This window comes from Nocardia sp. NPDC003726 (assembly GCF_053586955.1).
Map to the genome: position 1 here is coordinate 1 of NZ_JBSFNF010000028.1, position 21,560 is coordinate 21,560.

The 21,560-nt window shown below is 67.1% G+C and carries 21 protein-coding genes and 1 pseudogene; 6 read left to right on the top strand and 16 right to left on the bottom strand.

The window, feature by feature from the left end; all coding sequences use genetic code 11:
* Nucleotides 1–114 precede the first annotated feature (114 nt).
* Entirely contained in the window at nt 115–534 is a 420-nt protein-coding gene (locus ACWDMM_RS28295) for an ATP-binding protein (RefSeq protein ID WP_357110879.1), read from the bottom strand.
* A 377-nt stretch (nt 535–911) separates the two neighbouring features.
* On the opposite strand from ACWDMM_RS28295, the gene ACWDMM_RS28300 reads away from it, so the two are divergent.
* On the top strand, nt 912–1,115 hold the full coding sequence (locus ACWDMM_RS28300; RefSeq protein ID WP_195042958.1) for a cold-shock protein: 204 nt from the start codon (nt 912–914) through the stop codon (nt 1,113–1,115).
* A 213-nt stretch (nt 1,116–1,328) separates the two neighbouring features.
* Here the strand turns inward: ACWDMM_RS28300 and ACWDMM_RS28305 are convergent, their stop codons facing one another.
* The 5 genes and pseudogenes from ACWDMM_RS28305 to ACWDMM_RS28325 form a co-directional block, all read right to left on the bottom strand.
* On the bottom strand, nt 1,329–1,964 hold the full coding sequence (locus tag ACWDMM_RS28305; protein ID WP_357110999.1) for a recombinase family protein: 636 nt from the start codon (nt 1,962–1,964) through the stop codon (nt 1,329–1,331).
* Between the two features lie 333 nt (nt 1,965–2,297).
* On the bottom strand, nt 2,298–3,125 hold the full coding sequence (locus tag ACWDMM_RS28310) for a GAF domain-containing protein (protein WP_449940330.1): 828 nt from the start codon (nt 3,123–3,125) through the stop codon (nt 2,298–2,300).
* Between the two features lie 40 nt (nt 3,126–3,165).
* Nucleotides 3,166–3,288, bottom strand: a complete 123-nt coding sequence (locus ACWDMM_RS28315; RefSeq protein WP_357111002.1) for a helix-turn-helix domain-containing protein — start codon at nt 3,286–3,288, stop codon at nt 3,166–3,168.
* Nucleotides 3,289–3,361: 73 nt separating this feature from the next.
* Nucleotides 3,362–3,430: pseudogene (locus ACWDMM_RS28320) on the bottom strand (hypothetical protein); the annotation flags it as partial.
* A gap of 310 nt (nt 3,431–3,740) precedes the next feature.
* Nucleotides 3,741–5,081, bottom strand: a complete 1,341-nt coding sequence (locus tag ACWDMM_RS28325) for a hypothetical protein (protein ID WP_195083332.1) — start codon at nt 5,079–5,081, stop codon at nt 3,741–3,743.
* A gap of 111 nt (nt 5,082–5,192) precedes the next feature.
* Here ACWDMM_RS28325 and ACWDMM_RS28330 point away from each other — a divergent pair, with 111 nt between their 5' ends.
* Both ACWDMM_RS28330 and ACWDMM_RS28335 read left to right on the top strand, forming a co-directional pair.
* Nucleotides 5,193–6,095, top strand: a complete 903-nt coding sequence (locus ACWDMM_RS28330) for a helix-turn-helix transcriptional regulator (RefSeq protein ID WP_449940333.1) — start codon at nt 5,193–5,195, stop codon at nt 6,093–6,095.
* Nucleotides 6,096–6,191: 96 nt separating this feature from the next.
* Nucleotides 6,192–7,409: an NAD(P)/FAD-dependent oxidoreductase gene (locus tag ACWDMM_RS28335; protein WP_195083342.1), complete on the top strand. Its 1,218-nt coding sequence runs from the start codon at nt 6,192–6,194 to the stop codon at nt 7,407–7,409.
* Between the two features lie 129 nt (nt 7,410–7,538).
* Here the strand turns inward: ACWDMM_RS28335 and ACWDMM_RS28340 are convergent, their stop codons facing one another.
* From ACWDMM_RS28340 to ACWDMM_RS28375, 8 genes are all read right to left on the bottom strand, one after another.
* Complete coding sequence (locus ACWDMM_RS28340; protein WP_357110884.1) at nt 7,539–7,721, bottom strand: hypothetical protein; 183 nt, start codon at nt 7,719–7,721, stop codon at nt 7,539–7,541.
* Between the two features lie 153 nt (nt 7,722–7,874).
* Entirely contained in the window at nt 7,875–9,029 is a 1,155-nt protein-coding gene (locus ACWDMM_RS28345) for an MAB_1171c family putative transporter (RefSeq protein ID WP_357110887.1), read from the bottom strand.
* Nucleotide 9,030: 1 nt separating this feature from the next.
* Nucleotides 9,031–9,543: a hypothetical protein gene (locus ACWDMM_RS28350; protein ID WP_195083329.1), complete on the bottom strand. Its 513-nt coding sequence runs from the start codon at nt 9,541–9,543 to the stop codon at nt 9,031–9,033.
* 808 nt (nt 9,544–10,351) lie between these two features.
* A complete protein-coding gene (locus tag ACWDMM_RS28355) occupies nt 10,352–10,993 on the bottom strand; it encodes a hypothetical protein (RefSeq protein WP_357110891.1) in 642 nt (213 codons plus the stop codon).
* Nucleotides 10,994–11,168: 175 nt separating this feature from the next.
* Nucleotides 11,169–11,741: a hypothetical protein gene (locus ACWDMM_RS28360; protein ID WP_357110894.1), complete on the bottom strand. Its 573-nt coding sequence runs from the start codon at nt 11,739–11,741 to the stop codon at nt 11,169–11,171.
* An 11-nt stretch (nt 11,742–11,752) separates the two neighbouring features.
* Nucleotides 11,753–12,901: a zinc-dependent alcohol dehydrogenase gene (locus ACWDMM_RS28365; RefSeq protein ID WP_195083327.1), complete on the bottom strand. Its 1,149-nt coding sequence runs from the start codon at nt 12,899–12,901 to the stop codon at nt 11,753–11,755.
* Nucleotides 12,902–13,739: 838 nt separating this feature from the next.
* Nucleotides 13,740–14,375, bottom strand: coding sequence for a hypothetical protein (locus ACWDMM_RS28370; RefSeq protein ID WP_357110897.1), 636 nt, complete (start codon nt 14,373–14,375; stop codon nt 13,740–13,742).
* A 190-nt stretch (nt 14,376–14,565) separates the two neighbouring features.
* Entirely contained in the window at nt 14,566–15,807 is a 1,242-nt protein-coding gene (locus tag ACWDMM_RS28375; RefSeq protein WP_357110900.1) for a lipase family protein, read from the bottom strand.
* A 362-nt stretch (nt 15,808–16,169) separates the two neighbouring features.
* Here ACWDMM_RS28375 and ACWDMM_RS28380 point away from each other — a divergent pair, with 362 nt between their 5' ends.
* Complete coding sequence (locus ACWDMM_RS28380) at nt 16,170–16,742, top strand: TetR/AcrR family transcriptional regulator (RefSeq protein WP_195083324.1); 573 nt, start codon at nt 16,170–16,172, stop codon at nt 16,740–16,742.
* A 124-nt stretch (nt 16,743–16,866) separates the two neighbouring features.
* Here ACWDMM_RS28380 and ACWDMM_RS28385 read toward each other — a convergent pair whose 3' ends face one another.
* Complete coding sequence (locus ACWDMM_RS28385) at nt 16,867–18,045, bottom strand: MFS transporter (RefSeq protein ID WP_449940341.1); 1,179 nt, start codon at nt 18,043–18,045, stop codon at nt 16,867–16,869.
* Nucleotides 18,046–18,167: 122 nt separating this feature from the next.
* The gene (locus tag ACWDMM_RS28390; RefSeq protein WP_357209066.1) at nt 18,168–19,295 is read right to left on the bottom strand and encodes an NADH:flavin oxidoreductase; all 1,128 of its coding nucleotides are present in this window, start codon (nt 19,293–19,295) and stop codon (nt 18,168–18,170) included.
* 111 nt (nt 19,296–19,406) lie between these two features.
* Between ACWDMM_RS28390 and ACWDMM_RS28395 the strand changes: the two genes are divergently transcribed.
* Both ACWDMM_RS28395 and ACWDMM_RS28400 read left to right on the top strand, forming a co-directional pair.
* Nucleotides 19,407–19,853, top strand: a complete 447-nt coding sequence (locus ACWDMM_RS28395; RefSeq protein WP_323124019.1) for a MarR family winged helix-turn-helix transcriptional regulator — start codon at nt 19,407–19,409, stop codon at nt 19,851–19,853.
* A 203-nt stretch (nt 19,854–20,056) separates the two neighbouring features.
* Nucleotides 20,057–21,253, top strand: coding sequence for a L,D-transpeptidase (locus tag ACWDMM_RS28400; RefSeq protein ID WP_195083322.1), 1,197 nt, complete (start codon nt 20,057–20,059; stop codon nt 21,251–21,253).
* Nucleotides 21,254–21,560 lie beyond the last annotated feature (307 nt).

The following is a 21,560-nucleotide window of genomic DNA, read 5'->3' on the forward strand; positions in this document are numbered from 1 at the left end:
AAGCGGCGTGCCGGATCGTCGTCCTGGAAAACCAACTCACCCAAGCCCGCGAACTCAACGCCGAACTCACCCGACGAAACCCGCCCGAGCCCGACCACGACAGCTGAACTCCGATCAGCCGCCGCAGCGGGCACCCAGTTCGGCCCACACCGTCTTGCCAGGCCCGTGGTAGTCCACACCCCAGCAGGTGGCCAGCTGATCGACCAGGATCAACCCCCGCCCGCCGGTGTGGTCGGGTCGGCGCATCCGCGCGGGCGCGGGTGAAGCGTCCTCGACCTCCACCCGCAACCAGCCGCCGTGGCCGGCCACCGTCAACCGGCAACCACGCGGGGCGCGGGCATGCACGACAGCGTTGCTGGCCAACTCGTCACACACCTGCACCGCGTCCTCGACCCCGATACCGGCGAGCGGGGCGAGCAGCCGCCGCACCGCAGCCCGCAGCTGCCCCAACGACACCACCTCGAGATCCCACTCGACAACAGCGCCCTCGGCGCGTTCGTCGGCACGCACCGCATCCAGTGTCGAAACACCCACCCTGCACCCCCTCCTTCCACTCGCCCAGTACCGGCCTCCACACGGACAGCACTACTTCGGCCACGACATACCCTCACCCACCCCCACGAAAACACCGCACCCACGCTCACCACGGACCGCGTTCCAAGGACAAGTCCCGCTTCGCGGGGGTGTCGAGCGGGGCGAATACCCCGTACGGGTCGGCGCCGGGGCGGGAACCGCCGGCGGCGGCGGGTCTTCGGCGTGACGTTCAGCCGTCCGCACCCCGTAGGCCCCAACCCTCTGATCACTGCGTGCGGCGAGCCGAACGGCGACGGTTGTGGCATAGTGAGAGGTTGAGTACGGGCTTCTCACCAAGAGTCTGCTCGGCTCACTACAGAAAAGAAGTTGTTTACAGCATGGCTCAAGGCAGTGTGAAGTGGTTCAACGGTGAAAAAGGCTTCGGCTTCATCGCTCAAGACGGAGGCGGCCCGGACGTCTTCGTGCATTACTCCGCGGTGAGCGGCTCGGGTTACAGATCCCTCGACGAGGGTCAGCGTGTCGAGTTCTCGGTGGAACAGGGCCAGAAGGGCCCCCAGGCCCAGGACGTCCGCGCCATCTGATTCCGCGCGATCGCGTGATCGTTTGTGAAGAGCTTCGCACCGAGGTCGGTGCGGAGCTCTTTTCGTTGAACCCGGTACACATCGCCCCGTGCCTGCGGCGATGGCTGCGAGAGCCACAGTTCGACCTGGACTACCACAGCGACTGACTGGGGGTGCCGTCAACGATCGGGTCACCCGGTGCATGAAGCCCGGTCGGCCAGGTCGCTGCCGGGGTCACTCCTGTTCGGCGGTCGGTGTGAGGTGGCAGTGCAGTGATGTCTTCGGGATGCCGGTCTTGCTCGTGATCTCGCCGAGGCTGTTTCCCTGCTTGCGGGGCAGTCGGGCGTAGCCGATCTTGTCGTCGGGCCAGGCGGCGGGCCGGCCGATGTGGCGGCCTTCGGATTCGGCGACGGCGCGGGCGTGGGCTGCGCGTTCGGCGAGGTGCGTTCCATTTCCGCGAACAGCGCCAGGAGCAGGAACGCGAGGCGGGCCATGCCTTCGTCGGCGGTGTCGAATCGGGATGGGGTCGGCGAGGGTGCGCACACCGATTCCCTTCTCGCCGAGGTCGTGGACGAGGTTCAGCACTTCGCGCAGGTTCCGTCCGAGCCGGTTGCGGGTGTAGGCGACGACGGTGTGGCCCGGGCGTGCGTATTCGAGCAGTTTGGTCAGACCGGGCCGGTCGACGGTCGCGCCGGTCTTCGTGTCGACGTAGATCCGCTCATCGGGCAGTCCGGTGTCGGCGAGGGCGTCGAGCTCGCGTTCGAGGCTCTGCTTGGTGGTCGAGACTCGGGCGTAGCCGAGTTCGAGTCCGCCGGCCGGAGCGTACGGGGGCTTTCGGAACGCTTTCGGTGGAACGACTCCGGAACGAATGCTGTGCCGGTTCGCCCAGGTCGCTGCTCACTGGCAGTGGACCCCACCCGCCATCAACACACACCCCACCACGGTGAAGGGCGAATGACATGGTTGTCGAGCACGTGATGTTCCGCAGTGACCACATCCGGTGCGCCGGCGACCTGTGGTAGTCATGCGGTATTCGTCGAGGGGGCGGATCACTCGGCGGGCTGCGAGGAACGCGGCGAAGTGGGCCATTGCCGCGTTCGGCGACGCGGCCGAGCAGGTCGCAGCTGCGGGTGTGCGCGTGGCGGGCGGTCACCCGGGCTGCTGGTGCCGAACGGGGGCCGGGAGGTTGGTTCGTGGCGACGGTCAGCGGTTGAGGTAGGCGGCCAGGCCACCGAGTTCCTCGTTGGCGATGAACACCGAACGGACGTTGATGATGGCCTCTTCGACGTGGGTGGTGCAGCCCCAGGCCGAGTCGCCCCACGAATCGGCGATCTTCAGCTCGGCCGGCGCGGTGCAGCCGGCGGTGCCGCCGAGCTGGCAGTGCTCAGGGTGCGGCGTGGTGGCCTGTGCGGCGGCCGCGGCTCGTATCCGGGCGGCGAGCTCGGCGGCGGCAGCGGCGCGTTGCTCGGCATCGTCGCGCAACTGGCGTTCGGCGCGTACCGCCTCGATGGTGGCCAGGCGCAGCTCCAGGTGCTGCGCGACCTGGTCGGCGAGATAGCCGAGCACGGTCTGCTGCACCTCGCTCAACTCCCGAGGCATGGCGTCGATTGCGGTAACGGTGCCGAGGTGGTGCCCGTCGGCGGTGACGATCGGGGCGGCGGCGTAGAACCGCAGCCCCAGCTCACCACGTACCAACGGATGATCGAGGGTGCGCGGATCCGTGAGCGCGTCGTTGACCACGTACGGGCCCTCGGCGCAGAACGCCGACGCGCACAGTCCCGGTTCCGTGCCGACCTGCGCGACACCATCCAGTCCCTTGGTCGCGGCGAACCAGACCCGGTCGGCGTCGACGATGCTGACCGTGGAGATCGGGGTGCCGCACACCGCTGCGGCGGTCGCCGCGATGGTGTCGAACTGGCCGTCGGTTGGAGCGTCGAGAATCTCGTAACGACGTACCGCAGCTAGCCGGGCGGGGTCGGTGAGGGCGGTTCTGTCAGCGGTGATCGACACGGTGTGGTGCTCGCTTCCCATGGGAGTGTGCAGGCCTGGGTAGAGTACGTGGTCGCGGCGGTCATGTCGCATCCGTTGTGGCTGCCGTGATGCCGGCGCGGTCGAGGGCTCGGTACACCGTCGGGCGCGACATCTCGAACAGCTCCGCCAGCTCGGCGATGGTGTGCTCGCCGGCGGCGTGCAGATTGAGCGGGGCGCTTGCCCATCGGGTCGGTCGGGTCGTCGATCATCGTGCCCAGCTGTAGGCGGATGCTGCGGGCGGCGAGGGAGTCACCGATGGCCCGAGCGTCGGGAACCGAGCGGGCGAGTCGGTCGAGTATCGGCACGACCAAGGCGTCGCCGGTGCGGACGGCGGCCAGGGCCGGGTCGTGCGCGAATGGTACCGGAGTACGCCTGCCGCGCCCGCGTGATCATCGCCTCGACAGCGTCAGGGCCGGACATGAGGAGGACGCCGTCTGTGAGGTCTGCCGCGAGAAGGATCTGATCAGCGGTGTGGATTCCAGTCCTGCGGCGGAATCGGGCCGGAAGCCGGAGGTCGCCCGCGGCCGTGATCCATAGGTCGGGCTTACCGAAGCTCCCGACGACAATTGGTTCACTACGACCACCTCCGACCGATGGGCCGGCTGCCGCCTGCGCTCAGGCGTTGATGCGAGGTGTCAGATCTGTTGTAGAGGCCGGCCAGGTTGCGAGTTGGCTACGGAAAGGTGTCCTGAGCTTGGGGAGAGCGCGGATCACGAGTCCGGCTCCGCAACCGACCGTGATGGCGAACGCCGCCCATTCCGAGCCCGAGACCACGGTGACCGGACCCCAGTCGTGGAGATGGTGTGGCGACACCATCGTCCAGTCGAATGATTCGGTGCGGACCGGCGCCACCGTCGAGGGGCGCCACAGGATGGCGATCGCGAGAATGCTGCCCGCTGTTCGCGGCTGGATACCGGCCGCGCAATACCCCGATGCCACGGCCAGCGCGGCCGTGACCGTGTTGCGCATGCCACCGGCCGGAGCAACGGAGGCGAACAGAGCGACTGCGGCCAGCAATCCGGCGCCGACCAGCGGATTCGACGGCTGGATTCGGGTTCCGGCCAGATAGCCCAGCAGGATCAGGCCCAGCAGCAGCGGCACGCTCCACGCCGGTCGCGGCCCGTTGCCCACCGCGCTGCCGGTGGCGCTGAGCCCGACCGCGAGGTAGATCGCGATGCCGTCCCGGCGGGGTAGCAGCCAGGCGGCGACGGTCGTGGCGAGCAAGGTGCACACCGCCGTGACGATGAGCCCGATACTGCCGTCGCCGTGCCGGAAGCGCCACTCCGCGACGCCCAATTCGGTCATGACGAGCACGATCGCGGCGACCACGGGGCTGAGCGGCAGTTCCGGATAGATCGGTTCCGGCGTGAACCGGTGCCGGGTCGCCACCTGGCACGCCAGGATGAGCCCGGCCACCGCCGCGAGCAACCACCAAGGCTGCGTTTCGAACACCGACCACACCCGAGGCTCGGTCGTCGCGCGATGGGGATTGCCCAGCAGTCCCGACGCCTGCGAGAGCGTGATCACCACGAAACAGCCGACAGCGCCCAGCACCAGACCCGTCGCGGGCACGCGGCGGCCGAGTACCGCCACGCCCGTCGCGCCGAGCAGAACGCCGCTGCCGATCGCGTCGAGGTAGGCGGTGGTCGTCAGGATGTCCGGGGAGGCGCTGTGCGCTTCCACCGTGTCCGCGACGAACAGCAACGACGTCGCCGCCAGAGCGATCCACCACGCGGTGCGCGCCCGGGCCAGGCTGACCGCGACCACCGCGGTGACCGCCGCCACCAACACACCGATCGCCGCCTCGCGCGGCACGCTCAGCACCAGCCGATTGACCTGATAAGGCGTGCAACGGCAGGTCCGGCCGAAGCTGAGCGGTACGACCAGCAACAGCCCGGCCACCGCAGTGGCCAGGAACGCGGTGACGCCTTCGAGTACCTCACGCCATCGCACCATTTCCCAGACGTACCCAGCCGGGAGAAACCGAACATCACCGCGCCGCGCCGCCTCGAAACGGGTACTGGCAGCACCTGGATACTTGTGTCACGGTCCGGGATGATCTCTGGAATGACCGATGTAGTCGACGTGCGGGCGGTGCGCAGAGCGCGGCGTGCCGAACTGGGAGCCTTCCTCAAGTCCCGGCGAGCCCGTATCTCGCCGGAGGATGTCGGAATTCCCACCGGGACTCGTCGACGCACACCGGGACTGCGCCGCGAAGAAGTCGCCCAATTGTCGGGAATCGGGGTGACCTGGTATACGTGGCTCGAGCAGGGGCGCGAGATCAATGTCAGTGTTCAAGTGTTGAATGCGGTGGCTCGGACGTTGTCGTTGGATGCGGCGGAGAAGGCGCATTTGTATCGGTTGGCGGATGTGCCGACGGTGCCTTCGGTGGATTCGGGGTCGGCGTTGCCGGAGGAGTTGCAGGTCATTCTGGACCATCTGGAGCCGTTGCCGGGGGTGGTGTTGAGTGCGAGATACGACGTGTTGGCGCACAACTCTTCGTATGAGGCGTTGTGCCCGGGGTTCTTGGCGGGGGAGCGGAATGTGGCGCGTCGGGTGTTTTTGACCCCGGAGTGCTGCAACGCCTACCGGCATAATTGGGATGATCTGCGGCGGATGGTGGGGTATTTGCGTGGGGCGTATGCGAAGAATCTGGGTGATCCGGGGTGGGAGGGGTTCATCGCGGAGTTGTGTGCGGAAAGTGAGAGTTTCGCGTCGTTGTGGGCGTTGAATGATGTGGCGGTGCCGGTGAGCCGGACGAAGACGGTGCGGAATTTGGCGGTGGGGGAGTTGGAGATGTTTTTGACGAGTATGTCGTTGCCGTCGGTGCCGAATGCGTGGATGCAGGTGTATACGCCGGTTGATGAGGTGGCGTGGGGGAAGTTGCGGGAGTTGTTGGCGATGAGTCCGGAGGAGCGGCGGCGTCCGTGGGCGGAGCATCGGGAGTTGTATCACGCGGCGGCGGGCTGAGGGCCATGATTGGTTCGGTACCTCGGGGCTTCCAGCGTCCAGACCAGCGGCAGCAACGATCACGAAGTTTAGAATGACGATGTGCAGCGCGCTGCAGTGACCGATCCGTCGCGGGTCGTGGTCCTCGGGTCCGGGTTCGCGGGTCTGTGGGCGGCGCTCGCGGCGGCCCGGCGGCTCGACGAACTCGGTGTGGCGGGCGAAACCGTCGATATCACGATGATCAGTTCCACGCCCTACCACGACATCCGCGTGCGTGACTATGAGGCCGATCTGAGCACATCCCGCATCCCGCTCAGCGTTCTTCTCGATCCGGTCGGAATCGAGCACATCATCGGCGAAGTGACGGCGATCGACGCTGCGGCGGGAATCGTGGAATCCACCGCGGGCGCTCACGGCTACGACCGGCTGGTGCTCGCGTTGGGCAGCCAGGTGGCCAAGCCCGATATCCCTGGCCTGCGAGAGTTCGGATTCGACATCGACACCCACGACGCGGCGACGAGACTGCAGGCTCACCTGCGCCGGCTCGCCGAGGGCCCCGCTGACCCTGCGGCCGCCACGGTAGTCGTCGTAGGGGCGGGTTTGACGGGGATCGAAGAGGCGACCGGGCTGCCCGCGATGCTCGCCGACGTCTTCGCCACGCGTGCCGTCGCACCGCGGGTCATCCTGGTCGACCGCAACCCGTTCGTCGGCTCGGACATGGGTGTATCGGCTCGACCGGTCATCGAGGCGGCATTGGCCTCCGCCGGGATCGAGACGGAGTTGGGCGTCGGGGTGGTGTCCATCGATGAACGCGGGGTGACGCTTTCCTCGGGTGAAATGGTGCCCGCCGCCACTGTCGTCTGGTGTGCGGGCATGCGGGCCAACCTGCTGACCGCGGAGTTCGGCGTCGACCGTGACCGGCTGGGGCGACTCCCCGTCGACGACTATCTGCGTGTCTGCGGTGTGCCCGGGGTATTCGCCGCAGGTGACGTCGCAGCCGCGAAAATGGACGACGCGCATATGTCGGTGATGTCCTGCCAGCACAGCCGCCCGATGGGCCGATGGGCGGGATACAACGTCATCGGCGATTTGCTGGGCGAGCCCATGATGCCGTTGAGGATCCCTTGGTATGTAACGGTTCTCGATCTGGGACCGGCAGGAGCGGTGTATACCGAGGGCTGGGACCGCCATGTGGTCGCGTGCGGTGAGGAGGCCAAAGACACCAAGCGCGCCATCAATACCCGGCGTATCTACCCACCGCTGAACCGCGACCGCGACGCATTGCTGGCCGCCGCCGCGCCCGACTTGCAGGCCGCACCCGAGTACGGACACTGAGACCACGTCTCATGTGGCGCATTTCGTGAGCTTCTCGAGGCAGGTCAGCGCCGCGGCGAGGGTGAGGAACGCGAGGAAGTGTGTGGCTTTGCGGTCGTAGCGGATGTTGAGCCGGTGGTAGCCGGTGCGTCAGGAGATGGTGCCTTCGATGACCCAGCGGTGGCGGCCGAGGCGCTGCGAGGAATCGATGCCGTCGCGCGCGATGCGGACGGCGATACCCCGATCGCGCACCCATTGCCGCAGCTCGGCGGTGTCGTACGCCTTGTCGGCATGCGGTCGTGGCTCGAACTTCGGCAGCAACGGCTCCGCCATCGCCCAAGCTCGTCCGGAACGAGACGTTTCGACAACTTGTCCGACACGGCCGACGCGTAATGCACCACAACCGATCACAGTCCAGACGGTCCGCTGCTCCCCGGGCTACCTAACTGAGTGGTGGACCGCAGGCGGCGTGATCCGGGCGTGACGCTACGGCGACTCCGTCAGGTTGCGAACACCTGGCCATGCATCGGCGAGTGCCAGTAGCCGGCGCAGCTCCGCGGTGAGGTCCCGTGGCCCCGGTTGGACTCGGTGCCGGGGCGTGGATCGGCTCTTGTTCGGGGGGTGGCCGGCGGCTTTGGCGGCAATGGCCTCCGCGACGCGTCGGGCATAGACATGTGGGTCAGCGCTGGTGGTGGTAGGGTCGTCGGGCCCTGCGCTGTAGCGCTCGAGGTGCAGCAGGCTGTCGCGGATCTCGACCGTCATGCGGTGCAGACGGATCGCCGGGTCCGTTCGGTCCCGCATCTCCAGGACTATTTCGGGTACGGCTGCGGTGAGGTCGGCCCACATCGGACGTAGGCGGCGGCAGTATCGGCCGGCGCGGTCCCATCCGTAGCGGGTGAGCAGGGTGCTGATCAGCGGCACCGTGACCGCGGCGGGAGCGCCGACGGCCGAGAGAAGGAAGCCGCACCAGGCTTTCCAACGCATCTGGGGATCGAATGACGGCCGGCCTGTCAGGACATTGCCGATGGCCTCGAACGGGTATACGACCGCCACGGCCGCGAGGCCCACCGCGGTGCAGAGCACCACTGTGTAGAGTGCGCGTTCTTGCCAGGTGGCGTCGCCTGCGGCGCGCAGCTCGCGCACACTCGCCCGGCCGACGAGCAGGGCCGTAGCGCCGAGCGGCAAGGAGAACGCGACCCAGACCACGACAGCAGGCCAGCCGAGGGCTTGGTCGATCAACTGGTCTGCTCGGCGCGCGGGCGTCCCCGCGATCAGGATGACGGCGGTGGCGGTGATCGTGACGAGGTGATATCGCCGCTGCCTGCGCCACGTCTGGGCGGGATCGGCGCCTGCCCACAACTTGGCGATGCCGTAGATATAGGAGACGGCCAACACGGTTGCTCCCAGGGAGAGCTGCTGGGCGAGGTGCACCACGTCGCCGGCGTCGCCGGGCAGCAGCCAGGCCAGCGACCGTTCGAACCATGCCTCCCGCAGTAGGTGTTCGACGACAGCGGCGGCGAGCGCGCGGTTGACGAGCCCGTCGACGATGCTGTCCCGCAGCAGCCAGCACCGACCGGCGAACACCATGGCGAGACCTGTCAGCACAGGCCAGGTGATCAGACCCGGGATCGGCGAGGTCATCTCATCGGTGCCGCTGTCGGAAGAAGGTCGAGCGGAATCGGCTCGCCGACCGCTTCGGCAGCATCGCTTCCACCAGCAGCAGGTCGGCGAAGGTTTCGGCGGCGCGCTCGTGCTCGCTGTCGTAGTCCTGGCGGCGCAGTACGCTGCGGATGGTTTCCAGCGACAGTGAGGGCATCAATTCCCGCAACGGCAGGTCGGCCGCGGCGTCATCGGGGCCGCTTGCGATCCCTCCGTGGCCGAGCAGCATGTGACCGATCTCGTGGGCGATGATGTGATCGGCATGCCATTCGGTGTCGGCCCCGTACATGATCACGTCGTCACCTTCCCGGGCGATCCACAGACCGCTTCCGGTGCCGCAGCCGCTGCCCGAAAGCGCGCCGATGCCGATAGGGCACAATGTGATCGGGCGCTCCCGGTACTCTGCCACCCGAGCGATGTATTCCGTTATGTCCCATGGGTGCGGGATCGGTACCAGCCGGCCCAGTTCCTCGAATCGCGCGGCGAGATCCTCCATTACGCCTTTCCTCCACCACGTGACCGATGCCGACAATGCGACGAGCGTAGTACCTACAGCGCAATGTCACGGAAGTAGTCTGTCGCGCAACCCTTCTCGCCTCGCTCATACTCCCCGAGCTGTTGCGCGAGGCAGCCATCCATGCCGCGACCTGTTGTGTCCGGTAGGTAGAACCCAGTTCGGTCAGCACGTGCTCGACAAGTCCCTGTGCGGTGCGTGGCGGCTGCCACCTGCTCATGAAGGAGGGTGGTCGCGCAGCCGGCCCCGTTCCTACCGCCATAGGCGCTGACGCGCGATGTCGTTCAGCGGCGCAGCGCGATCACTCCCGCGCGGAAAGATGGGGCAGGGATCGGCACGACGGATTTCGCGGATCGTCGCTGATCGCGAAGACCGGAAACCTGCCTTCCCTGGGATGGGCCTGGAATCGCACGCGCACCGCGCGGTCCACGGATGCGGGAATCTTCCCTTCGCGGCAGGTGTGGACCCACTGCCTACGCGAACTGCAGGTCATCAACGCGCCGCCGATCAGCGTCAGCGCGGCAACTCGCCGACAAGGCGTTGCCGGCTGTCGCGTAGGTCTTCACCCGCGGATCGGGCTGAACCGGTTGGGCGACTCGCATCGCGGGTGGGCAGGGTGCGTTCTGGCTGGATACGGTGCGGGATTCGTCGGGAAACGTTCCTGAGCCCCTACCGCGATTGAAGGATGCCCGACACGCGCGACCCGACCATATTGCGTGCCACACGGTGCTGCGAGCAATGTGGCGGATGGAACTGCGCGGCCACCGTTTCAGCAACGTTGGAGGTGAGGTCAGCTGCGATACAGCCCGGGTTTGTTCGGTTGCTGCCCCGGTGTGGCTTCGATCCGGGAGGTGGGTTCCACAGGGCCCGGCGCGTCGGCTACGCGACGCCGACTGTCGGCCTCGGCGAATCGGGCATCGACCTCGCGTCGCGCGAAGGCGATATCGCGTGCGCTGCGCACGGACAATCGGCCGAGCGAGGTCGCGGCGAAGAACAGGATCAGCGCCCCGAGACCATAGAAGTAGGCCAGTTGTAGCAGGGCCCGTTTCAGGTCGGACGTGGCGACGGGTTCGCCGACATCCCCGATTTTCAGGGTGTCCGCCAGTATCGGACCGATCACGAACCACAAGCCCGCCGCCACCGCCAGCCACGCGCCGAAGCTCGCCACGAGCCGGTTGCGGCTGGCCAGCATGAGCAATCCGCCGATGATCGCGGCGACGCCGGGCAACACCTGCAGCCACCCGCGCGCCGGCGTCCACACCCACGGGTCGTCCGGAGTGAACGCGAAGTCGAAGTAGGGTCCGATGAACGGGATCAGCGCACCCCAGAAGCCCAGCAGCAGCACCGCGAGCCCGCCGAGGGCTCCCCGGCTACGGGGAATCCGAAGGGGACGGCCGTGGCCTGCGTGAACGGTGTCGTCGACGTCTCTCATGACGCCTCCATTCATTGAAGTAGGTTGCATACGCGGCCTACCCTTTGCGCACCGCCATACGCACGGAAACGCGTGCAGTCCGTTCGCCCCGGGCGGCCCGCGGTGGCGGCGGTCTCCGGCTTTTCGTCGCTGCGGTTCGTAAGAATGCGATCGGTGCCTTGCCGGTGGTGACCAGCTACCGATCTCTGCGCCGCCGCAGTGACCGCACTGCCGCTACGCCGGCCACCGCAGAAGCTATCCAGGGGGCGGCGACGATGATCGGGTCCATCCACATATGGGCGCGATCCACGCGGCTGCCGGTGAAACGGTCCCGCAGTCCGTGGTGTGTGAATTCGGCTTTGACACCGGTCTCGGTGATCGGGTTGTCCGGCTTTCCGGCCAGTAGTGACCGGACGCGGTTCTCGGCCACGTCGACCCGGTCGCCGACGATCAACAGCAGCCAGTGGGCGGCGCGGGCTTCGCTGAATTTCGCATAGGCCCAGCGGCGGATCACACCGGACAGACCTCGCAGCGGCGTCGACGTACCGAATACCGGGGTCAGGAACTTGTGCTCGATCGAGCGTTCCCGCGGCGCGTTCTCCGGTTGACGGTCCGGAAAATCCCAGTGGGCGCCGGTGGCACCGGGATCGTAGCGGAGTTTGGGGACCGACGGCCGATTCTTCGGATCCGAATCCACGCCCCATCCGGGGATTCGGGCTCGCAGCTCATCGGCGGAAGGGACCGGCGGGTGTTCTTCGGTGTAAGGCATCGGAACTCCTGTCAGGCGTACTGAGGGACGATCACCGGCTTGATGCATTCGTCGAGTTTGCCGGAGAAGATGTGATAACCCTCGGCGATGTGCTCCAGCGGAATGCGGTGGGTGATGATGTCGCTCGGCTTCAGATAGCCGCTCTGGATGTGCGACAGCAGGCGCGGCCACTGGCGTTTCACCGGGCACTGATTCATGTTGAGGGTCAAGCCCTTGTTCATCGCGTCGCCGAATTTCACGGCGCTGAACATGGGCCCGTAGGCGCCGACCACCGACACCGTGCCCCCTTTGCGGACCGAGTCGATGGCCCAGTTGAGTGCGATCGGTGAGCCGCCTTGGAGTTTGAATTTGGTCGCGGTGACGTGCTGGATCAAGTTGCCGTCGGCCTCGGCGCCGACCGCATCGATGGCGACATCGGCGCCCAGGTAGTCGGTGACTCGTTTCATCTCGACGACGATGTCGGCGCAGTCGGCCATGTTGATCGTCTCCGCGTGGGCGAAACTGCGGGCCTTCTCCAGGCGGTACTCCAAATGGTCGATCACGATGACGCGCCCCGCGCCCATCAGCCACGCCGACTTCGCGGCGAACAGACCGACCGGCCCCGCGCCGAAGACGACCACCACGTCACCCTCGGAGATGTCACCCAATTGCGCGCCGAAATACCCGGTAGCGAGGGCGTCGGTGCACATCAGTGCGTCTTCGTCGTCGAGTCCGTCCGGGATCTTGGCAGGTCCCACGTCGGCGAACGGCACCCGCACGTACTCGGCTTGGCCTCCGTCGTAACCACCGCACGTGTGCGAGTAGCCGTAGATACCGCCCACAGCGGTGGCGTTCGGGTTCACGTTGTGACAGTTGGAATACAGTCCGCGAGCGCAGAAGTAGCACGAGCCGCAATAGATATTGAACGGCACCATGACCCGGTCGCCCGGTCGCAAATTCTCCACGGAGCCGCCGACCTGCTCCACCACGCCGACGAACTCGTGCCCGAAAGTCATTCCCACCCGGGTGTCCGGCATGAGGCCGTGATACAGATGCAGATCCGAACCACAGATCGCCGCACGCTGCACCCGGACAATGGCGTCGTTGGGATGCTCGATCGAAGGGATGTCCTTCTCCTCGACGCGCACCTTGTACGGCCCGCGATAGACCATTGCACGCATACCGTTCCTTTCTCCGGGGTGCTGTCGTCCTACCCTCACCCGGCCGGGCAAAACAGAACGACCAGCCGCCCGCGGCCGGCGCCCTTTCACCGGAGACGTGTGGACGGCCGATCGAGTGCGACGAATTCTCGCGACCGCCGTCGCATGCCATCGGCACTACGCCACCGCGGGGGAGTTCTCCCCAGCCGCGCCGGCGCAAGTCCGCGTTCGCCCAGCGGGAGGATGGCGGGTTCGCTCGTAGGGAGGCGGGTGACGCGACGTCATGATCATTCCTCGGATGCTGCGGACGGTCATGGCTGCCGAACGGCTCGACCGGCCCGCCGCGTCGGTACGCCGGGTTCGACGCCGGGGATCGGGCACCGTGTACTCGGCCGGCTCCGCGGGTCGTCAGGTCCCGGCCGCCCCAGACCTTCCCCGTGCCGCCGAGTGGGCTGGTCGGTGGGGATTCCAGTCGGCCGGGCGCGGTGGCGGTCGGGGCTGTTGGTGGCCGACGACGGGCAGCCGGCGCCTGTGGTGCGGTCGCTGCCGTGGTGGCGAGGTTACGGCGTATAGCTCAGCTGAGGCCGAATCCGAGTCCGAACGTGATGGCGAGCCATCTGAGGAACACGTTGAGGCCGACGCCGAGATCGAGGCCGAAGGAGCCCATCGAACTCATCTCCTTCCGAGATCGAATATTGTGCGATTCCCCGACCTGGTGATGATTTTATCGCTGGTCACAGCCTCGCGGCAGCCTCGATCGGCCTTCATGGGAGGGTGGTCGGCGCGGGCGCGGCTCGAACCGGCAACCACCGCGATCGTGCCCGGGATGCCTGCCGGATGCGGTGTGCACATCGCTGGCTCACAGCTCTTGTGCGCGTAGGACCGGCTCGGCGAGGATGCGTGCGGCGAGGGTGTGGTCGCAGCCGATCACGGTGTAGGAAAGGTCGGGGTCGCTCGACAGGCACCAGGTGCGGTCGGCGGGCCAGAGCATCGTCACGGGTTGTTCGTAGTCCCAGCGGGCCTCCCACGCGGTGTAGACCAAGTCCTGGAGGGGGGCGGCGACGAGGAGGTAGGCGATGTGCCCGTTCACCCGCTCGGCGATTTCGCCGAGCGGCGGGTCGCCCAGGGCGTGGGCGGACACGGCGTCGTCCGACGGTGGCACCGAATCGGCAGACGTGGCAGTAATGAGGAGTGCCGGGCCGGGACCGGGGTCGGCGTCATAGGACGCAAGGCAGGCCGGGGCACCGGGGCCGGTGGTTGTGAGGAGGATTCGGTCGAGGACGGCCTTCTGCCTGTCCGACGGGTGCCCTTCGGTTCCGGACGATCCTTGGAAGGGCGCGGTCACGCCGCTGGTGGCCGGTTCGGCATCACAATGAAGCACCGCGATCGTATGGTCGTAGGTCGCCGGCAGCGGGGGGCCGTCAGCCTGTTCGGCCGAGTCGGCGACCCAGGCGGCGAACCAGGCGAGCTGATGCGGGGCGATGCGTTCGAGCACGGGACGAACCTATATTTCCCACCGCGCCGTCGCGACGAAACGCCTATCGCATACCGGCTTTCATCCATGCGCAACGCGATGGCTCAAGTCCTTGGAAACCACGGCATAGTCGTGGCGGCCGACTGCCGAGGCCGGCGCTGGACCGGATCGACGCTCGCGGGCCCCGAGTGCGGGGCCCGCGAGCATCAGTTCACGCGGAGGCGGGGTTGAACTCGGCGGTGACGCGGTCGACGAGTTCCTCGGCTTCGGGGCTGTCGTGGTCGGTAGGCAGCTCCACCGGCTGTCCGTCGAGCGGGACGGTTACCGGACGGCGGTTCGCCAATACCTTTCCGGCACCGTCACCGAGCGGTAGACCGCCCGCGGCCAGGATGCGGTTGAGCACGGTGTCGGTGCCGACCGGCGGGATGGCTACGACGCCCTGCGGCCACTGCACGCCTTTGATTTCGAAGAAATCATGGTAGCCGCCTATGTGCTGGTAGCCGACCTGTTTGAAGTACAGATCGTCTGACGTCGAGCCTTGCGTTTGATTGATGTCATTGTTGAACGTGCCTTGGAACACGCCGCTGGTGGGATCGAAGTGTGCGTATTGGCCTGACACGGACGCCTTTATCTTCAGCAATTCGAACACAACCTCCATGCCAGCGGGAGCAGGCTGGTTGTTCTTCGAGTAGAGAGCCTTGGCGTCCTCGATATCGGGCGGGTTCCACATGTGCGGGACGACGTCGAGGTCGTTGGCGTAGCGCTTCACTCGTTGCAGGCGTTGGGTGGTGTAGTTGACGAATTCCTGATTGCAGAAACTCGGTCCGGCGGTCGAGAGGACGCTGATCCTGGCTTTCTCGGAGCTGTCCCATAGCCACTGGGTGTCGCGCAGGAACAGGGCCAGCGTGAGTGACAGGGCGCCGCCGAGGCTGTGGCCGGTGACGCTCAGGTCGATCGCCTTGTCGCCGAGCGCGCTCAGGAACTCGGGCAAGGTGTGACCGGCGCCGGGACGGTTGCCGGAGGGTCTGATATTCAGAAGGGTCTTCACCCCGATGGCCGTGCCGATGTTGTGCCAAGCGGCGCCGTTCGCGAACCACGGCGTCTGGCGAATGAAGCAGTCCTCGACGAGCCAGTCGAACACCAGTGCGTCGGTGCTGCCGGCCATGGCGATCACGTACCGGGAGCGATCCTCGGTGCTTCGCACCATGTACAGGGCGTTGACCGCGTACAAGTCGGTGTCGAACAGCGCGACTCCCGGACCCCAGACGATCTCCCACCCGCCGATGACCTCTCGGTTGGTGTCGAGATACCGCTGGATCTGCTGAGAGAGCGTGGCCTCGAGGTCGCTGTCTTCTTTACTGATGCCGTTGACCAGATTCGCATACTCGCACAGCTGGTATGTGATCTTGTCTTGCAGCGTCGGCTCATTGATCGTCGTGGATTGTGCAGTCATGTACCGCTCCTTGCCGTATGAGTTTCATCCGGAACAGAGAGGAGAAAGCGGTGACGCGAATTCACACGCCGCGTCCGCATCGGGGGACGGAAACATCCCGCAACCGGTAGCCGTGTATAGGAGTCTAGACGATCCACCGGATGGTGACTGCTCGATCGGCAATCGCCGCCGCCAGGGCATCGGGTGATCCGGTAGGCGTGCTGCGATCGCCGGATTGCGCGGTGCCGTTGCCCTGCGAACGACCACCGCGGGGGTGCTGCCGCCGACACACCCCCGCTTGGTGCCGGTCTAACCGTTCGAACGCTGGGGGAGGAGACCGGATCTAGTGTCACTAGTTTGCCAAGCAATGCTATAGTCCGGATATGGGGACCCAGACGCGACGAGAACGAGAGCGCGCCGAACGGCATCGGTTGATCATCGACACCGCTCGGGAGCTTGCCGAGTCGCAGGGCTGGGACGCGGTGACTGTGCGCAGATTGGCGGAACGGATCGAATACAGCCAGCCTGTGCTGTATTCGCACTTCGCGGGCAAGGACGAGATCGTCACCGCGGTCGCCGAGGAAGGCATCGCGGAGATGGCGGCGTGGAGCCGCGAGGCATTGGAGTCCGCGGGCGGCGAGCCGCGCGCGGCGTTGGCGGCGGTGGCGCGGTCCTACCTCGACTTCGCGACTTCACGACCCGCGCTCTACGACGCGATGTTCCTGATGAAGGTGAACCTGGCGTTCGGCGAGAATGCCTCGCAGCCGCTGCGGGACGCGTTCGCCGTCATGTTCGCCGCCTTCTCGCCGTTCGCGGGCGAGCATGATCCGGAGACCTTCACCGAGGTCGGCTGGAGCGCCTTGCACGGCCTGGCGACCCTGGACCGCGGTGGACGTCTGCGGCCGGCTCAGCGGGACGCCCGCTTGGCGGTGTTGATCGATCAGTGGACCCGATAGACGCCTGTCGTGGTGAGCGCACCGATCCGGTAGCCGTCCTTGCTGCTCGGCTCGCGTCGAGCCATGGCCGGAACTCTTCTCCCGCAAGGGGGAGGACGATCGAGCCGCGGTAACCGCCGAGCGGCTACCGCCGGAGCGAGGCCATGGCGGTAGCGATCGCCGCCGTGGCGAGGGCGGCGGTGGCGGGCCAGCCGATCCAGCCGACGGCGGCGGCGCCGACCGCGGTGCCCAAGCTGCCGCCGACAAAGTAGACGATCATGTAGGCGCTGTTGAAGCGGGCCGGTGCGGCCGGGTCGATCGCCAGGACCGTGCTTTGATTGGCCACCTGGGCCGCGAACAGCCCGGCGTCGAACAGGCCGAGGCAGACAAGGGCGGCGACGGGATACGGCAGGAGGACACTCAATGCCGCCGTGGCGGCGAGAGCCGGCACGAGCCCTGCCGCGACCACCCGCCGCGCACCGACACGATCGGTCCACGTCCCCGAGACGCGAGTGGCGACCACGCCGAGCAGCCCGGCGACGGCGTACATGCCGATCCGCTCGGCCGAGTAGGAGTACGGCGGCTGCGACAGTGCGACCGCGAGTCCCGCCCAGATCGCGCAGAAGGCGAAGAACCACAGGGCGCCGCGAACCGCCGCCGACCGCAGCGCCGAGAACTCGCGGTAGAGCCCCGGAAATCCGCGCAGCGTCGCCAGATAACCGACGGCTGCACTCCCGTGCACGACCGGTAACAGCAGGTAGGCAATTACCGCGACGACGGCGCATGCCGCCGCGAAGGCGAGAAGCATGCCGCGCCAGCCGATCAGTTCCGTCAGCCACCCTCCGACGATCCGGCCCGCGAGAATGCCCGCCGAAATGCCCGCGGTCACGATCCCCAGTGTCGTGGCCTGCCGCGACGGATGGGCGAAACGCCCGGCGATGGAACTCAATTGGGCGCCGACCGCCGACCCTGCCCCGGCCGAGCCGATAACCAGGCCGAGCAACCAGGGCGAACCGACCATCGCACTCGCCGCCGATGTGACGGCCAACGCGCCGAATTGGGTCGCGACCACGATGCGCGGTGCGAACTGGTCGACCAGCGGCACCAGCAGCGCCAAGCCCACCAGGTAGCCGAGCGGACCGCATGCCAGAGCCGTGCCGACGGCGGCGACCGAAGTGTGCAGCGAACCAGCCACTTCCGCGATGGCTGGCTGCAACGGATAGATACTCGCGGTGCCCAGCGCGGCCGCCAGCGCCATGAACCACACGACGGGTGTCCGCAACGCAGTGGTGACCGGTGCGCCGGGAACGAGATCGGTTTCCATGGCACCGACGTTATGAACACCTCGTCGAAGATTCCGGCGGGTAATGGACCCGATCGTCGCGCCCGTTTTCGTATCTACGTGCGGGGCCGTCGGAAGGGCCGGCCGAGCCGAACGGAATTCGCCTAGCTCAACGTCTTCAGCGCCGCCGCGTCGTACGGCTTCAGCTCATCGATCCGCCCCGCCAGCACCTTGGACGCCCACTCCGGGTCCTGGAGCAAGGCGCGACCGACGGCGACCAAGTCGAATTCGTCGCGCTCCAGGCGATCGAGGAGGTTGTCGAGGCTGCCGAGCTCGGCGCCCTCGCCCGTGAACGCACGGAGGAAGTCGCCGTCGAGGCCGACCGAGCCGACGGTGATGGTCGGCTTGCCGGTGAGCTTCTTGGTCCAGCCCGCCAGGTTCAGGTCCGAGCCGTCGAACTCCGGTCGCCAGTAGCGTCGGGTGGAGGCGTGGAAGACGTCCACGCCTGCCGCGGCGAGCGGAGCCAGGATCGCCTCCAACTCCTGCGGGGTCTCGGCGAGCCGCGCGTTGTAGGCCTCCTGCTTCCACTGCGAATAACGGAAGATGACCGGGAATTCGGGCGAGACGGCGGCACGAACCGCGGCCACGACCTCGGCCGCGAACCTCGTCCGGGCCACGGGATCACCGCCGTACTCATCGTCACGGCGGTTGGTGCGCGCCCACAGGAACTGGTCGAGCAAATAGCCGTGCGCGCCGTGCAGTTCGATGCCGTCGAAGCCGATGCGCTCGGCGTCGGCGGCGGCCTCGGCGAAGGCGCCGATGACGTCGTCCAGGTCACCGCGGGTCATGGCCTTACCGAAGCCCTCGGTGCCGTCGACGCGAATACCGGAGGGGCCGACGGCGGGCGCGTCGGGGTAGGGCGCGTCGCCCTGGTTGCGGACCATGCCGATGTGCCACAGCTGCGGCACGATCGTGCCGCCTGCCGCGTGCACGTCCTCGGCGACCTTCGCCCACCCCGCCAGCTGCTCTTCGCCGTGGAACCGTGGCACCCGATCACTCTGCCCGGCGGACTCGTGGCCGACGTAGGTGCCCTCGGTGACGATCAGGCCGACGCCGGCGGCGGCGCGGCGGGCGTAGTACGACCGCACATCGTCACCGGGAACGCCGCCGGGGGAGAACATGCGCGTCATCGGCGCCATCACGATGCGGTTCGGCACGGTCAGGCCGTTCAGCGCGACGGGCCGGGACAGGATCTCGGCGGTGCGAGAGGCGACGGACGTGGTGTCGGTCACTGAGTACTCCTCGGAGGTGCGACTGCGATGGTTGAGAACTTCAAGCAATGGCCACACACGCTAGGGGTAAATATTTGAGATAGTCAAGTTTCTGCGGATAGGCTGGCTGCCATGGCAGAAGCTCCCCGCGTCGACACGGCCCAGTTGATGGAGCTGCTGTCGGTGTCGCTCGGCGTCTACTACGGCGAGTTCACCGTCGCGGCGGCGAGTGAGAACCTGACGGCGAGCCAGGGAAAGGCGCTGACCGTGCTGCGCCGGGGGCCCGTCGCGATGCGTGCCCTGGCCGAGACCATGGCCTGCGACGCCTCCAACGTGACCGGGATCATCAACCGGCTGGAGAAGCGGGGGCTCGTGCGCCGGGAGACCAGTACATCCGACCGGCGGGTCACCAATCTCGTCATCACGCCCGAGGGTGAGCAGGTGATCGACACCATCCGGGCGAAAATGCGCGCCACCCAAGACGGGCTGAACAGGCTCGGTGATCAGGATCGGGACTGTCTGTACGCACTGCTGGAGCGGGTTTTCGTCGCTCGAGCGGACTCGCCCGCTGTGCCGTAGTGCTTGACGGCGTAGTCGGTCAGGCGGGGTGACCTGCGGTTTCGCAGGCCATCGATGACGGTTGCGCGCGTCCCCCAGCGATCGAGGAACGGTATCGGTTGTGCGGCGGATCGGTGGAGATGCCGGTCGTCGGCGTCACGAGCGGTGGGTAGCTGCCGCATGCTGTCGGACAGGTCGGCCCGGATCCGGAAGGGAGATGGACGGTGGCATTGCGACGTCGTCGGCTGCTGATCGGCTTCGCCGGTGCGGGCGGCCTCGCCTTGGCCGGATGGGGATGGGCGCGCGAACTCGCGCCGCCGCCCGAACCCGCCACCCTCCGATTCGATCCCGCACCCGGCGCCCGCGATGTCGACGCGCGCGGTCTCGGCACGATCACCGTCACCGACGGGACGCTGCGGTCGGTCGAATGGATCGATGAAACGGGCAGAGCGCTGCCGGGCGTATCGGCCCCCGATCAGCGGACGTGGACCAGCACCGAACCACTGGGCTACGGGCACACCTACACCGTGAAAGCCGTGGCGGAAGGCGAAACCGGCGATGTCACCGCGACGGCGACCTGCGCCACGGTGGCGCCGCGACAGCTCGTCGATGTCTCGCTGCGCTCCGCCAATCTCGTCGAGCTGGCCGACAACGACACCTACGGAGTAGGTTTCGTGCTCGTCGCCCATTTCGACGAACCCGTCGATCGGGCAGCGGTGGAACGCCAGGTGAGGGTCACCGCCCAGCCCGCGGTCACCGGCGGCTGGTACTGGCTAGACGACCAGAACGCGCACTGGCGGCCGGAGCAGTATCACGCACCGGGAACCAGGATCACGATCGAGTCCGAACTCTTCGGCGTCGCCCTGGGCGAGGGCCGCTACGGCCTACGCGACCAACGGGTCTCAGTGCTCATCGGGCCCGCGCACGTCGCGATCGCCGACGACGACACGAAACAGATCGAGGTCTTCGACAACGGAAACCTGGTGCGCACCATGCCTACATCGATGGGCATGGGCGGCACGGCGGTCGTCGGCGGCAGAACCATGTCGTTCTGGACTCGCCCCGGCGTCTACACCGTGCTGGACCGCAACAACCCGGTCATCATGGATTCCGCCAGCTACGGCCTGCCCACCAACTCCGCACTCGGCTACCGCACGAGCATCGACCATGCGGTCCGCATCAGCCACGACGGAATCTTCGTGCACGCGCTGGCCGCGAGCATGTGGGCCCAAGGCAACACCAACGTCTCCCACGGCTGCCTGAACATCTCCCCAGCCGACGCCGCGTGGTTCTACGATTTCGTCATCCCCGGCGACGTGGTCGAGGTCCGCAACACCGGCGGCGAACCCCTCGACATCTGGCACAACGGCGATTGGAGCATCCCGTGGACCGACTGGCTCCGCGGCGGCGCTCCCGCGTGACACGAACGAGAAAGCGGCGCTGAGCCGGTTCGCTCGATGAGTTCCCGTCCGGCGAGTCGGCGACGAATCGAGCCGCGAGCGCGTCCTGTTCGTACAAGCCGATGCCATCGATCCACTGTAAGGGGCGCGCGGGTCACCGCGGGCCCCGGACATCAACCGTCACTGACCGGTTGACGGGCCGCCTGTCCGACCGCACCCGGCAGCGGCGGCAAGAATGTCCCGCCGCGACCGATGATTCCTCGCGAGTGCCGCCGTCCTATCAGGTGAACGCGCTACCGAAGAGCGCGACCGACCCTGGAGGAAACAG